The sequence below is a fragment of the Streptomyces sp. NPDC087906 genome, assembly GCF_055584925.1.
This window is the reverse complement of record NZ_JBVJLC010000001.1, coordinates 488,102-502,385: the sequence shown is the minus strand read 5'-3', so window position 1 is coordinate 502,385 and position 14,284 is coordinate 488,102. Positions and strand designations below refer to the sequence as shown.

General features: G+C 72.1%; 7 protein-coding genes. 3 read left to right on the top strand and 4 right to left on the bottom strand.

From position 1 onward, the window contains the following. Window positions 1–106 precede the first annotated feature (106 nt). Both ACZ63I_RS02165 and ACZ63I_RS02160 read right to left on the bottom strand, forming a co-directional pair. Complete coding sequence (locus ACZ63I_RS02165) at window positions 107–838, bottom strand: GntR family transcriptional regulator (protein WP_469334494.1); 732 nt, start codon at window positions 836–838, stop codon at window positions 107–109. Window positions 839–976: 138 nt separating this feature from the next. Then, a complete protein-coding gene (locus ACZ63I_RS02160; RefSeq protein WP_469334493.1) occupies window positions 977–2,359 on the bottom strand; it encodes an aminotransferase class III-fold pyridoxal phosphate-dependent enzyme in 1,383 nt (460 codons plus the stop codon). Between the two features lie 350 nt (window positions 2,360–2,709). Between ACZ63I_RS02160 and ACZ63I_RS02155 the strand changes: the two genes are divergently transcribed. Next, the gene (locus ACZ63I_RS02155) at window positions 2,710–4,737 is read left to right on the top strand and encodes a serine/threonine-protein kinase (protein ID WP_469334491.1); all 2,028 of its coding nucleotides are present in this window, start codon (window positions 2,710–2,712) and stop codon (window positions 4,735–4,737) included. 144 nt (window positions 4,738–4,881) lie between these two features. Here the strand turns inward: ACZ63I_RS02155 and ACZ63I_RS02150 are convergent, their stop codons facing one another. Next, window positions 4,882–8,715 (bottom strand): S8 family peptidase, encoded by a 3,834-nt coding sequence (locus ACZ63I_RS02150; protein WP_469334489.1) that lies wholly within the window; start codon window positions 8,713–8,715, stop codon window positions 4,882–4,884. A 182-nt stretch (window positions 8,716–8,897) separates the two neighbouring features. Here ACZ63I_RS02150 and ACZ63I_RS02145 point away from each other — a divergent pair, with 182 nt between their 5' ends. Further along, entirely contained in the window at window positions 8,898–9,533 is a 636-nt protein-coding gene (locus ACZ63I_RS02145) for a hypothetical protein (RefSeq protein ID WP_469334487.1), read from the top strand. A gap of 48 nt (window positions 9,534–9,581) precedes the next feature. Here ACZ63I_RS02145 and ACZ63I_RS02140 read toward each other — a convergent pair whose 3' ends face one another. After that, on the bottom strand, window positions 9,582–11,048 hold the full coding sequence (locus ACZ63I_RS02140) for a hypothetical protein (RefSeq protein ID WP_469334485.1): 1,467 nt from the start codon (window positions 11,046–11,048) through the stop codon (window positions 9,582–9,584). Between the two features lie 232 nt (window positions 11,049–11,280). On the opposite strand from ACZ63I_RS02140, the gene ACZ63I_RS02135 reads away from it, so the two are divergent. Beyond that, window positions 11,281–14,268 (top strand): AfsR/SARP family transcriptional regulator, encoded by a 2,988-nt coding sequence (locus tag ACZ63I_RS02135; RefSeq protein ID WP_469334483.1) that lies wholly within the window; start codon window positions 11,281–11,283, stop codon window positions 14,266–14,268. Window positions 14,269–14,284: the final 16 nt, after the last annotated feature.

Here is a 14,284-nt window from a genome sequence, read left to right as displayed (position 1 = left end):
ATCGGGCGAGTCACGGGCACCGGCCCCGCGGACCGCCCCGTACAGCGGGTACCCAGGCCCCGCGGCGTTCACCCCCGCCGCGTGCACCCCACGGGCGGGGATGCGATCAAGGTCCGTCAGCCGCTCGGTCCGCGTCCGGGCCCGCGTCCCCGCCCCCCGTCGCCCCGCCGTCCAGCCGGTCCGCCCAGCTCAGCAGGTGGTCGGTGTACCGGCCCAGCACCACCCGTACCTCCGCCGCGTCCCCCAGCGTCACCGCCTCGACCAGCTCGCCGTGCCCGCCCCACAGCCAACTGCCGCCGTCCGGGTCCGTGCGCAGGAACGGCACCGAGAACACCCACGCCTGCACGCGCATCCGGTGCAGGAAGTCGGAGACGTACCGGTTGGCGACCAGCGCGCTCAGTTCGCGCCAGAACCGCAGGTCGTAGCCGATGAGGACGTTCAGATCGCCGGCCCTGGCCGCCCGCGCCGCCTCCTCGCCCCGCCGGCGTACCGCCACCAGCGGCTCGCCGTGCGCGCGGGCCGCGAGGCCGTCGCCGCGCAGCTTGCGGAAGACGCCGTCCTCTATCAGCGAGCGCGCCTCGACCATGCCCCGGAAGTCCTCGACGGAGAACTGGTGCACGCTGAAGCCGCGATGCTGGTCCGAGTCGAGTAAACCCTGCGCCGAGAGGTCGACCAGCGCCTCCCTGACGGGCGTCGCCGACACGCCGTACTGCTCGGCGATGTGCTTGACCGTGAAGTCCTGCCCGGGGAGCAGACGGCCCGCCAGCACCTCGTCACGCAGCGCGTCCGCGATCTGCTGCCGCAGGGTATGGCGGGTCACAGCTCCGTTGGCGGGCATGGTGTGTGCGTCCCCTCGTAACGGCTCCGGGCACCCGGCTCCGCACACCTTACGACCTGGTAGCCGCATGACCGGGCTCCCCAGGACACGGCGGTACGAGCCGCGGGACGGCCCCCGGCACCGGACGCGTTCGGGCCGTCACGCGGTGTGTCCTTCGGCCACCGTCAGCGCCGCGTCCAGGACCGCGAGGCCCTCCTTCACCTCCGCCTCGGTGATGTTGCAGGGCGGCACGGCGTGCGTACGGTTCATGTTCACGAAGGGCCACAGACCGCCCTTCTTGCACGCGGCGGCGAAGGCGGCCATCGGCGCGTTCGCCTCGCCCGTCGCGTTGTACGGCACCAGCGGCTCGCGCGTCTCCCGGTCGCGCACCAGGTCCAGCGCCCAGAACACGCCCGTACCGCGCACCTCGCCCACCGAGGGATGGCGCTCGGCCAGCTCGCGCAGGCCGGGGCCGAGCACGGTCTCGCCGATGTGCGCCGCGTTCTCGACGATCTTCTCGTCCTCCATCACCCGGATCGTGGCGACGGCGGCGGCGCAGGCCAGCGGATGGCCGGAATACGTCAGTCCGCCGGGGTACGGGCGGGTCGCGAAGGTGTCGGCGATCTCGGCGGAGATCGCGACTCCGCCCAGCGGCACATAGCCGGAGTTGACGCCCTTGGCGAAGGTCAGCAGATCCGGTACGACGTCGAAGTGGTCGGCGGCGAACCACTTGCCCGTACGGCCGAACCCGGCCATCACCTCGTCCAGGACGAAGACGATCCCGTACCGGTCGCACAGCTCCCGTACGCCCGCGAGATAGCCGGGCGGCGGGGTCATGACACCGGCCGTGCCGGGGATCGTCTCCAGGACGATCGCCGCGACGGTGGCCGGGCCCTCGTACGCGATGGTCGACTCCAGGTGCTCCAGCGCGCGTGCGCACTCCTCCGCCTCCGTCGAGGCGTAGAAGGGCGAGCGGTAGAGGAACGGCGCCCAGAAGCGCACCACGCCCGCCGAGCCGGTGTCGGACGCCCAGCGGCGCGGGTCGCCGGTCAGATTGATCGCGGTGGACGTCGAGCCGTGGTACGAGCGGTACGCGGAGAGCACCTTGGGGCGTCCTGTGTGCACCCGCGCCATCCGGACGGCGTTCTCGACGGCCTCGGCGCCGCCGTTGGTGAAGAAGATCTTGTCGAGGTCGCCGGGGGTGTGCGCGGCGATGAGCCGGGCCGCCTCGGAGCGCGCCTCGACGGCGAAGGCGGGCGCGAAGGTGACCAGCTCGGCCGCCTGCCGCTGGATCGCGGCGACGACCTTCGGGTGCTGGTAGCCGATGTTGGTGAAGACGAGACCGCTGGCGAAGTCGAGGTAGCGGTTGCCGTCGTAGTCCCAGAAGTACGACCCCTCGGCGCCTGCGACAGCGAGCGGATCGATCAGCTCCTGCGCCGACCAGGAGTGGAACACGTGCGCGCGGTCGGCGGCCTTGACGGCGGCGCCGGTCTGCGGGTCGGGAGCGCCGGTCTGCGGGTCACGGGCGACATGAGGGGTCATGGCCGCCAAGGGTAGGAACGCGCAGGCGGGGGCGGTACAGCCAACCTGTATGGACTGCGCCACTTTCCTGGGCAGGGTGTCGTACGGATTTCGTCGAGTGCGCGAGAACTCCGCCCCGGCCCGGGTAGCGTGCGGCGGGGCGCAGGACCGCTGGTCCGGGGCTTGCGGTACGGCCCCTGGGGAACCGGCGCCCGGGACATGGCAGTCTCCTCGCTAACAAAGCCGGTTCGGATCCGCGGGTCGGTTGCGGGTTCGCGGGTCGGTTGCGGGTTCGCGGATCGGTACGGATTCGCGGGTCGGTTACGGGTTCGCGGGTCGGACACATCGGGGTACGGGAGGGCCACTCGGCCATGGAGAAGCTGGCAGCGGAAGATCCACAGACCATCGGCGCCTACACGCTGCTGGCACGGCTGGGCGCCGGCGGCATGGGCCAGGTCTTCCTGGCGCGCTCCGACAGGGGCCGGACGGCCGCCGTCAAGCTCGTACGGCGGGAGCTGGCCGAACAGGAGACGTTCCGCGCCCGGTTCCGGCAGGAAGTGGCGTCGGCGCGGCGGGTCGGCGGGTCCTGGACGGCTCCCGTGCTGGACGCCGACACGGAGGCCGAGGTGCCGTGGCTCGCGACGGGGTACGTCGCCGGGCCCTCGCTCCAGTCGGTCGTCGGTACGCGCAGGCCGGGTGCGCTGGGCCCCGGGGCCGGCACCCACGGGCCGCTGCCCGAGCGGTCCGTGCGCATACTCGCCTCAGGTCTCGCGCACGCCCTCCAGGACATCCACGCGGCCGGGCTCATCCACCGCGATCTGAAGCCGTCCAACGTGATGGTGACGATCGACGGGCCGCGCGTCATCGACTTCGGGATAGCCAGGGCCCTGGAGTCCACCACGACGACCGGGCTGACCCTGACGGGCGCGACGGTGGGCTCTCCCGGCTTCATGTCGCCCGAACAGGTGCGCGGGGACCGGCTGACGGCCGCCAGCGACGTGTTCTCGCTCGGCTCCGTCCTCGCCTACGCGGCCACGGGCCGCCTCGCGTTCGGCGCCGCCGACAGCAGCCCGCACGCGCTGATGTTCCGGATCGCCCAGGAGGAGCCGGAGACGTCCCAACTCCCCGAGGGCCTCGGGGCGGTGGTCAGGGCCTGCCTCCAGAAGGACCCGGCGGCGCGGCCGACCACGCGGGACATCCTGGCCCGGGTGGGCGAGGCCGAGGACTCCGGATCGGGGCCCGGCGGCGAACCGTGGCTGCCGGGCGCGCTCCTGGCCCAACTGGGCCAGCACGCGGTGGAGTTGCTGGAGTACGAGGACCCGACGTCGTACGCGCGCCGGCCGAAGAGCCTGGCCGGGCCGGCGCAGGCGTCCGCGCCCGCGCCCGCGCTCGCGCTCGGCGCGATCGAGGCAGCGGCGACCCCGCCGGGTCCCCGGGCGGACGAGGTGCCCGTCCCCGTGCTTCCCGCGCCTCCCGCGTCCCCCGGCTCCCCCTCGGCCGCCGCGTCGTCGCCTTCGGCGGCGGGACCGGCGGAGGACGACTCCACGACGGTCATCCCCGTACAGGCGCCGGCACCCGCGCCCGCATCCGCATCCACGCCCGCGCCCGCGCAGAAGCCCGCTCCCGCAGCGGAGTTCGGGCCGATCGCCCCTCCCCCGCCGTACGGCTACGGCTACCCCCAGGCGGGCCCGGGTCCTGGCCCCGCCTACGGCTACCCGCAGTCGGGCTACGGGCAGACGCCTCCGCCGCCCGCGTACGGCACGATCCCGCCACCGCCGCCGTACGGCCAGACGCAGGCGCCGCTGCCCGAGCCCGAGCCGGAGCGGCGCAGCACCCGAAGTACCGTCGTGCTGATCGCCGTTGCCCTCGTCGTCGCGCTCGGGGCCGGCGGGTCCGTGTACGCGTTCATGGGCAGCGGCAGCGCGAAGGACGACAAGGACACCACCGTGGCCGCTTCGGCCGACCCGAAGCAGTCGGCGGAGGACTCCCCCGCCCCTTCGGCGTCCTCGCCGTCCCCCTCGGACTCGGCGTCTCCCAAGGACGGTGACGTACCGACGGAGTTCGTGGGGAGCTGGAAGGGTGGGGTCAACACCCCGACCGGCTTCAGCACCCGTCAACTCACCATCGAGCAGGGCAAGGTGGGCGACACCGTGCTCACCCTCACGGCGGACGGGCCGACGGAGGGCGGCGGTTCGTACCACTGCGTCTTCCAGGCGCCGCTCTCCGCCGCCCCGGCCTCGGACGCTCCCCTCCAGATCGGCCCTTCGACGGTCACCAAGGGCGAGCCGATGTCGTCGTGCACGCCCGGTACGCCCACGACGCTGACGATCCTCGGCAACGGCGACCTCCAGCGCGTGACGGCCACGGGAGAGGCGCTGACGTACACGAAGGGCAACTGAGCCGGAGGGCCGGGCGGTTCCGTCGGACGCTTCCACCGGACGGTTCCGAGGGCAGGGGACCGCCCCGGTCCCGGAGACATCGCGGAGTCCCGGGAGCGGGGCGGCGTAGGTGGCGCGACAGCCCCTACCGGAGGCCGTACGCGGCTACCGCAGGCCGTACGCGTCGGTGACCGTCTGGCTGACCTTGTTGCCGTTGGCGTCGGCCAGGGTGGTCCGCAGCGTGACCTTCGCCTTGCTGTCGGCTCCGGCGTGGTTCACCGTCGCCGTCCAGGCACCCTTCCGCCGGTCGACCTCGGCGGCCGTCCAGGTCGTACCGCCGTCGTACGAGTACGACAGCTCGGCCGACACCACGGCGGCCGGCGTGTAGCCCGCGTGCCCGGTGACCGAGAGGCCGATCCGCAGGCCGTCCTTGGCCGGGAGCGTCTTCGCCGGGTCGGCGGGGAGGTCGTACTGCGGGAAGAGCAGCGGGATCCCCTGCGAGAAGGCGTTGTCGTCCAGGTGCGAGCGGAACGTCCAGCGGGTGACCACATCGGTCGACCGCTGCCAACTGGGCGACGACGAGGCGAACTTGGTGTTGCTGCTGATGAGTTCGTACGAGGCGTCGTCCGCAGGGACGGTGAACACCCCGTACGGGAAACTGCTGCTGTCGAAGTCCTCGCCGTTGCGGCGCAGCAGCAGCGATCCCACGTCGCCGAACGCGCCCGGCTGGGCGGTGTGTTCGGTGTCGGACCACATGGCGGGGGCGAACCCGAGCTGGTTTCCCTGGCGTTCGGCGGCGAGCGCGGGCGCACCGGTCGCGTCGACACCCGCGCCCGGACCGACCACGCCGTCGTACCAGCTCTCCTTGACCGTCTTGCCGGGCTGGTAGGCCCTGGCCGGGGACATCATGTACTCGCCGAACGGGAAGCTGGACGAGACGAAGTGGTCCCAGGTGGTGCCGGAGCCCGTGTAGTACTCGGCGCGGGTCGACGGCATGGCGACCAGGTCGATGCCCGAGATGCTGATCGGTCCGCTGCCGGACGGACGGTACGCGCCGACGCCGTCGATGAAGTCGGCCGCCACGCCCATGGAGTGGTAGGTGGAGTCGTTGCGGCCGAGCTGGCCGTCGCGTACGTGGTACGTACGGTCGGAGCCGATCGTGCCGTCCTCGGGGAAGCCCAGGTTGTAGACGTACGGGCTCACGGCCGTCGCCTTCCAGCGCAGCGTCACCGGGCCTGCGGCCAGCTTCGCTTCGAGCGCCTTCGCTTCCGCCGCCTCGACGGCGACGGTCGGCAGCGGGCCGCCCGCGAAGCCGTACGCGGGCTGCCAGCGCCCGGCCGAGGGGCGGTGCATGACGACCGCCTTCGCCCCGGCGGCCAGTGCGTCCGTGCCCACGTCGCCGACGGTGCCGTCGTCCGGCACCTCGACGAGCGCGATCTTGCCCCGTACCCCGGCGGCGGTCAGCTCGGCCGGGGTGCCCTTGCCCGCGTCCACGAGCTGGGCCTGGCCCGTACCGTCGAGGTTGTCCGAGCCGACGCTCGCGGTCACCGGGTGCAGCTCGGGGCCGCCGACCGCCGCCAGCTTCTGGAACTGCGGCGCGTACGCGCGCCAGTAGCTGCCGAACTCGAACTCGCCGTCCTCGGTGGGGTCCTGGACGTCCGCGTAGTAGTCCTTGACGAGCCGGCCGCCGGACACAGAGCCGGCGTGCAGCCACTGGTTGTCCCAACTGCGGGCGAAGTTGAGGGTGGTCGTGCGCACCTCGCTCGGCTGGTCCGTACGCACCGAGATCCGGTGCGCCTTCCTGGCGTCCAGGACGAGCGTGGTGTCCCGCTTCAGGTCGAACTGCGGGCGGCCGAGGTAGCTGACCGAGCCGACCTGCTGCCCGGTCGCGTCGGTGGTGTCGGGCGAGACGACGAACGAGGACAGGAAGTAGGCGCCGGGGCGCAGGTGGAACACCTGGTCGGTGGCGCCCTCGTTGAAGCGGCTCTCCCCGGTCGCGGTGTCCGTGCCGATCACGTCGAGCGACGAAGAGGCGGCGGCCGGCTTGCCGGTGCGGTCGACGAGCTTGACCCGCAGCGTGACGGTCGTCGGCTGCACGTACAGCGCGAACGGCGTCGAGACGCTGACGCCGCCCGGGGCCGTGGCCAGAACCCGGCCGGTGACATCGCCGTACTGCCCGTTCGCCAGCCGCGCCACCGGGTCGACGGCGAGCGGCACCTTGACGGTGGCGCCTGCCGGGACGGTGACGCTGCTCTTGCCGAACTTGGCGACGGCGGACCGGACGGTGGTGCCGTCGTTGCCGGTGACCCGCTCGACGGAGAGCGTCAACTTCACTGGCTTACGCGTGAAGTTGGTGTACGGGACGTCGACGCTGGTCCGATCGCTCTTGTCCTGCGGCCAGTTGAAGCTGCCGCCCTGGATCGCGGGCGCCCCGACGACGCTCTGGCCGATCGCCGCCTTGACGTCGAGCCGGCCGCCGCCGGTCTGCCGTACGTCGCCGGGGATGTCGGTCCGCGCCGACGACACCAGGGCCGCCTTGAGCTGCTGGGCACTCCAGTCGGGGTGCCGCTCCTTGAGGATCGCCGCGGCGCCCGCGACATGCGGGGTGGCCATCGACGTACCGGACATGGTCTGGTACGCGTACACCCCGCGCCCGCCCATGTTGGCGGCCAGGATGTCGACGCCCGGCGCCGCGATCTCGGGCTTGAGGGTGTGCGCGCCCAGGACCGGGCCCCTGCTGGAGAACGAGGCGGTGGCGTCGGCGCTGTCGACGGCGCCCACGGTCAGCACGCTGGGGGCGCAGCCGGGTGAGGAGACGGTGTTGTTGCCAGGGCCCGCGTTGCCCGCCGCGATGACGAACAACGTGTCCTTGCTGTGGGCGAGTTCCTCGGTCGCCTGGCTCATCGGGTCGGTGCAGTCGAGCAGTCCGGGGTCACCGAGGCTCATGGAGACGACGTCGGCCTTCTGGTCGACGGCCCACTGCATACCGGCGATGATCCACGATTCGAGGCCCGAGCCGCTGTCGTTCAGCACCTTGCCGATCAGCAGGTCGGTACCGGGCGCGACACCCTTCTCCTTGCCCTTGCTTGCGGCGCCCGAGCCGCCCACGGTGGAGGCGGTGTGGGTGCCGTGGCCCTGCCGGTCCTCGACGGTGTCCGAGTCGGTGAAGTTCTCGGTCGCGGCGACCCGGCCCTGAAGGTCGGGGTGTTCGAGGTCGGCGCCGGTGTCGAGCACGGCGACCTTCGTTCCCTTGCCGTCGTAACCGGCCGCCCACGCCTGCGGGGCATTGATCTGCTTGGCCGACTGATCCATCAGCGAGGTGACGTGGCCGTCCAGCCACACCTTCTTGAGCTGCGAGGCGGCCCGGTCGCGGGGCGAGGTGACATCGGCCCAGAAGTCGGCCGCCTTGGTCTTGTCGGCCTTGAGCGCCACCCCGCCGATCGCGTCGAGGACGACCCCGCGCCGGGCGCCACGCGGGGTCGCGGGCAGCTCACGTGCGACGGACCCGGCGGTCGTGTCGTACGTGGCGATCAGCGGGATCGACGTGGCGTGCGCGTCGTCGTAGCCCTGGCTGATCAGCCCGGTGACGTTGAAGAGTTCGTCGTCCACCGTGCCGGCCGCGATGGCGGCCGCGGCGCCCTCCGGGTAGACGTAGAGGTCGTCACCGCTCTGCCGGGTCTGCACGAGCGGCTGGGTGCCGTCCTCGCGCGGCAGTACCGTGGCGCTGCCGCGGCCCGAACTGTCCTTGCTGACCCGTACCTTGTCGCCGGTGATGAGGGTGACGGTGTGGGTCTGCCCGCTCGTGCGCTGTGCCGCCGCACTGCCGACGACGGGTCTCTCGCCCGTCCGGCCGGCCTCTCTGCCCTTTCCGGTCCCGCTGCTCTTTCCGGTCTCTCCGCTCGCCGCGGCCCGTGGTGTGGCCACGGACGGCGCGACCGCGGTGACGGCCAGAACAGCGGCAGCCGCCGCCCCCAGGGCCGTTCGCGATATCAGGCGCATCGATGTTGCTCCCCAAGTGAATCGGCAAAACGGCACAGAGGCCGTACGGCCGGGCGCTGTTGGTGCTGCGGTGGCGCCACACTCCCAGAGCGGCGGGAGGCACGGGGATGATGTCGATGGCGGGTTTGCGCCGTGGCCACATCCCGCCACGGCGCCAGGGAACGGCTGGTGGGAGGATCGATATGGTGGTGTGGAGGGACCGTGCGGCCCTGGCGGCGGCGGTGCGGAGCGCGCTGGAGGCGGCCTGCCCCGGCTCGCGCGCGACCCTGGTCGGCTCGCTCGCGGCGGGCACCGCCGACGCGTTCAGCGACATCGACGTCGAGTGGGTCGTGCCCGACGCGCGCTTCCTGGCGAGTGTGACCGCGGCGCCGGAGACACTGGCGCGCGTACAGCCGGTCGCCGCCGTACGCAGCGACCCGGAGTTCCACCACTCGGACCGCAGGCGCCTGTTGTTCGTCCGCTTCGCCGACGTGTCGCTGTTCTGGCGGCTCGACCTGTCCGTACGGGCCGAGTCGATCGCGGACGAGGCGGACTACGACGCGGACAACCCGGCGGCGCGGGCCGGTGCGGGCGAGTGGTCCCGGCCGGCGAGCGCGCTCGCGAACGCGCTCGGCGCGGTCAAGGCGGTGGGCCGCCGCAGGCCCGACGACGCGCGCGGCCTGCTGGACCGGGGCTTCGCCCGGATCGGCGAGGACGACAGGGCCACCGGGGACTGGGCGGCGGACATCAGCCGTCTGGCGAGGGCGGCGGCGCTGCGCGAGCCGGCACTGACCGAACTGTGCGCTCAGGTCGTCGCGTTGGCGGACGGGACGACATAGGCCCTGTCCGGCTTCCGCGCCGGACAGGGCCTTCACTCACACCGCGGACTAGACCGAGAACTTCACAGCTTCCAGGTACGTGTCGTTGCGCAGCGTGCCGCCGAAGATGTAGTTGGGCCGAGGGTCGGCGCAACCGAAGCCGCCCCAATCGGCGTTGTGGAGGCGAACCACCTGGCAGATCTGGCCACTGCCGACGTTGATGGCGAAGCCCGACATGTTCGGCGCGCCCCGCTTCGAACTGCCGATGTAGAAGTCCTTGCCCTCGCTGACGGGCGCCCAGGGCGTCTTCCACTGGCCGTTGCCGTCGGTCGACTTGGGGTTGTGGACAAAGGCGTTGGCGGCCGAGCCACCGACGCCGTGCACCGCGATGTTGATGGCCTTGATCGCCAGGTTCCGGCCGGAGGTGCCCGCCATGGTGCCGTCGCACACCGGCTTCTGCCAGCCCTGTCCTGACACGTAGGCGCGGTAGCAGATGTGCCGGCCCGAAGGGTCGTTCTTGGCAAGGCGGTTCACGGCCGTGGCGGCGGTGTCCTGCTTCGGCTTCGCCGTGACGGTCGCCGTGGCCTGCGGGGGCCGCGCCGTGATGGTGACGACGCCGGCGCCCGCGTTCTCCGTGACCGTCTTCTTGTGCTTGGGCTTGGGCTTCGGCTTCGGCTTGGCCGAAGGCGAGGCCGAAGTGCTGGGCAGCGGCGACACGATGACCGGGCTGACGGAGTGGGTCGGTGCCGGCTTCTTGCTGGGGATGTCGCTCGTCGCGCTGCTGGACCGGGCGCTCTGCTTCTCGTCCCCGCCGCCACTGCCCAGCATCACCAGCGGAATGATGACGAGGGCGGCCACGAGGAGTGCCACGGGCCCGACGAAGAAGGGCCGGTTGAGCAGGCCGGGCGACTTGTACTCGTCGTCCGACTGGCGGGAGTCGTTCCTGCGGATGATCTGCGGCGGCGGCCCGGCGGCCGACGCGGCCCCTGCCCCGGCGGCCAGGGGTAGTTCGTGCCGGTCGTCCTCCTCCTCGTCCTCCTCTTCCTCATGCTCACGCTCATGCGCGTGATCGCGGTCGTGGTCGTGGTCGAAATCGTCGGCAGGGGCGAAATCGTCGTCCGCGAGGTCGTCCTCGACGGGCAACGGCGCCGGTACCGGTGCCACGGCAGATGCCACTTCGGGTGCCGCCGCGGGTGCCGGCTGCTCCTCCTGCTGCGGCTCCTGCGGCGGCTCCTGCTGGTCCAGCAGCCTGCTCGAACCGTCGGGGGTGACCTCGACGTACGCCACGTACCCCGCGGAGGGATCGGAGATGGCCGCCGTCACGGGCGTGTTCCGGTCGCGTGCGTTGCGGTGCAGTGTGTCGAGGATCGCGGCGTCGACCGCCTCGCCCTCCGCCGCCTCCACAGGTTCGCCGTCGATCGCGGCGGAGCCGTCGCCGGTGATGACCACGGCGAAGTGGGGCAACGGCTGTGGTGCCGCGGGTACGGAGCGGTCGCCTCCTGTGCTCGGCTCGTCCGTCTCTTCACCCTCGCTCATACGCACCCCTTTCCTTGGGACTAGGGCCGCGAGGCCCTCTCGTTCCGGGTGGGTGCGCACACGGCGAACCCTGCGTACCGCAACGCACACCGCGCAAGGACGGTTCAATTCCAGGCCAGTTGAACCCGAAGATGTCGGGAGCATGGCAGCCCGGTAACAGTGATCAGGGACGGAACTAGACATTCCGTCAAGGCCGTGCGACAGGCTCTCCCTGCTCAGTAGAGTCCACGATGTGAACGCCTATACGAATTCCGTACGCTTCGCCGTGCTGGGGCCGGTCCGGGCGTGGCGCGGTGAACGAGAACTCGACCTCGGCTCGCCCCAGCAGCGAGCGGTGCTGGTGGCACTGCTGTTACGCAGAGGGCGACCCGCCACTCTCGAAGAACTCCTCGACGCCGTCTGGGGCGAGGAGCGCCCGGCGGCGGCCGTATCCGTTCTGCGCACGTATGTGTCGCGACTGCGCAAGGTCCTGGAGGCCGGCAGGGAAGCGACCGACGCGCCGCGGCTGATCGTCTCCGTCGGCGACGGATATCTCGCCAGGTTCCCCGAAGAAGTCCTGGATCTGGCCGTGTTCGAGCAGCAGGTGACGGAGGCGAAGAAGCTCCGCGCCGCCGGTGAACTGGCCGAGGCCGGGGAGCTGCTGCACACCGCGCTCGCCGGATGGCAGGGCCCCGCGCTCGCCGGAGTGCCGGGCCCGATGGCCGAGTCGGAGCGCTCCTGGCTGAGCGAGGAGCGGCTGACCGCTCTGGAGGCCCGGCTGGACGTCGACGTCGAACTCGGCCGCCACGAAGAGGTGATCGCCGAGCTGATCTCGCTGACCGGCCAGTACCCCCTGCGGGAGCAGCAGTGCCAACTGCTGATGCTGGCGCTGTACCGGTCCGGCAGACAGGCGGAGGCTCTGGCCGTGTACCGCAGCACCCGGCGCACCCTGATAGCCGAGCTGGGCATCGAACCCGGCACCGCGCTGCGGGAGATGCACGACCGCATACTCGCCGCTGACGCCTCTCTCGTACCCGGTCCGCCGCAGCGCTCGAACCCGCCGGACGAGCCGGCCGCCCCGCCGGCCCCGCAGCAGGCCATACCCGCACAACTCCCCGCGGACCTGCCGACCTTCGCGGGCAGACACACCGAACTCGACAGGACCCGGGCACTGTTGCCGAGGAACGGGCACGCACCGGCGACGGTGGTGATCAGTGCGATCGGCGGCATGGCGGGCATCGGCAAAACCACCCTGGCCGTGCACTGGGCCCATGAGATCGCCGACCGCTTCCCCGACGGACAGCTCTACATCAACCTCCGTGGCTTCGACCCCACCGGCTCGGTCGTGACACCGGAAGAGGCCATCCGTACGTTCCTCGACGCGCTCGGTGTGCCCCCGATGCGCATCCCCGCGGGTCTCGCGGCCCAGGCGGCGCTGTACCGCAGCATGCTCGCGCAGCGGCGGGTGCTGGTCCTCCTCGACAACGCGCGCGACACCGATCAGGTACGCCCGCTGCTGCCGGGCTCCCCCGGCTGCGTGGTCATCGTCACCAGCCGCAACCAGCTCACCGGACTGATCGCCGGTGAGGGCGCGCATCCGCTGACGCTGGACCAACTGACGCCCGGCGAGGCGCACGACCTGCTGGCCCGCCGCCTCGGCACCGGACGGCTGGCGGCCGAGCCGCAGGCGGCCGACGAGATCATCTCGCACTGCGCCCGGCTGCCGCTGGCGCTCGCCATCGTCGCCGCCCACGCCGCCGCGTACCCCGGCTTCCCGCTCAGTGCCATCGCCGAGGAGCTGCGCGACAGCAACGGCAGTCTCGACGCCTTCGCGGGCGGCGACGACCTCACCACCGACGTACGGGCCGTCTTCTCCTGGTCGTACAAGGCGCTGTCGGACCCGGCGGCGCGCCTGTTCCGGCTGCTGGGCCTGCACTCCGGACCCGACATCTCCTCGCCTGCCGCAGCCGCCCTCGCCGGGCTCACCCTGCGCGAAACGCGCGCCCTGCTGGGCGAGTTGACCCGGGCCCATCTGCTCACGGAACACTTCCCCGGCCGCTACACACTCCACGACCTGCTCCGGGTCTACGCCACCGAGCGGGTCGGTGCGGAGGAGGAGCAGCGGGAGCGGGAGCGGGCCGTCGAGCGGCTGCTCTCCTGGTATCTGCACACCGCCGACGCGGCGTACACGTACATCACACCGCGCCGCCGCCGGATCCGCCTCGAACCCCTGCCCGACTCGTGCCGCCCGCTGGAGTTCACCACGCACGAGCAGGCGCTGGACTGGTGCGAGACCGAGCGGGCCAATCTGGTCACCGCGGTCAACCAGGCCGCCACGTCGGGGCATCCGGGCATCGCGTGGCGGCTGCCCGCCGTCCTGTGGGGGTTCTTCTACCTCCGCAGCCATCTGCACGACTGGGTCGACACCGCGGCCGTCGGACTCGCCGCCGCGCGCGCCGCCCAGCACCGCTGGGGCGAGGCGCAGGCCCTCGCCGACATGGCGGCGGCGCTGCGCAGCGCGGGCCGGCCCGACGAGGCCATCGACCATCTGTGGCAGGCGATGATCGCCTACCGGGAGCTGGGGGACGCGGACGGCCGCGGGTCTGCCGTGGCCAATCTGGGCGATGTCTACCTGCAGACCGGGCAGCTCGCCAAGGCCCTCGAATACACCCGTCGCGGACTGGTCGTCGAGCGGGCCGTGGGCACCGTGTGGGGCGAGGGGATCCTGCTGAGCAACCTGGGCGACGCCTATCAGGGGCTCGGCAGGTTCGACGAGGCCCTGGAGTGCATGGAGCAGTCGCTGGCCATCCTGCGCGACAGCGGCAACCGCTGGGTGGAGGGCGTCGCGCTCGACATCCTCGGCACGATCCACCGCAAGCTCGGCCGGTACGACGAGTCCGTCGCGTTCTACCAGCAGGCGCTCGCCACCCACCGGGACGTCGGCAACAGGTGGGGCGAGGGCCATACGCTGGGGCATCTCGGCGATGTCCATCTGGAGGCCGACCAGCCCGAGGCGGCCCGGGTGAGCTGGCGCCAAGCCCTCGCGATCTTCGTCGACTTCAACCATCCGGACGCCGAACAGGTCCGCGAACGGCTCGGCCGGCTGGACGCCGGAACGCCGGAGAGACCGGCCGAACCGGTCACCGAACCGGTCACCGGGCCCGCCGAACCGGTCACCGAACCGGTGGCCCGGCCCGCCGAAGCGTGCGCACGCGGCGCATCGCCTCAGCCGGCCGCCTGACATGGATCTCCCCCGA

Excerpts from the sequence above, each read along its gene's own strand:
- ACZ63I_RS02165 (WP_469334494.1), bottom strand. The coding sequence starts at position 838 with ATGCCCGCCAACGGAGCTGTGACCCGCCATACCCTGCGGCAGCAGATC.
- ACZ63I_RS02160 (WP_469334493.1), bottom strand. The coding sequence starts at position 2,359 with ATGACCCCTCATGTCGCCCGTGACCCGCAGACCGGCGCTCCCGACCCG.
- ACZ63I_RS02155 (WP_469334491.1), top strand. The coding sequence starts at position 2,710 with ATGGAGAAGCTGGCAGCGGAAGATCCACAGACCATCGGCGCCTACACG.
- ACZ63I_RS02150 (WP_469334489.1), bottom strand. The coding sequence starts at position 8,715 with ATGCGCCTGATATCGCGAACGGCCCTGGGGGCGGCGGCTGCCGCTGTT.
- ACZ63I_RS02145 (WP_469334487.1), top strand. The coding sequence starts at position 8,898 with ATGGTGGTGTGGAGGGACCGTGCGGCCCTGGCGGCGGCGGTGCGGAGC.
- ACZ63I_RS02140 (WP_469334485.1), bottom strand. The coding sequence starts at position 11,048 with ATGAGCGAGGGTGAAGAGACGGACGAGCCGAGCACAGGAGGCGACCGC.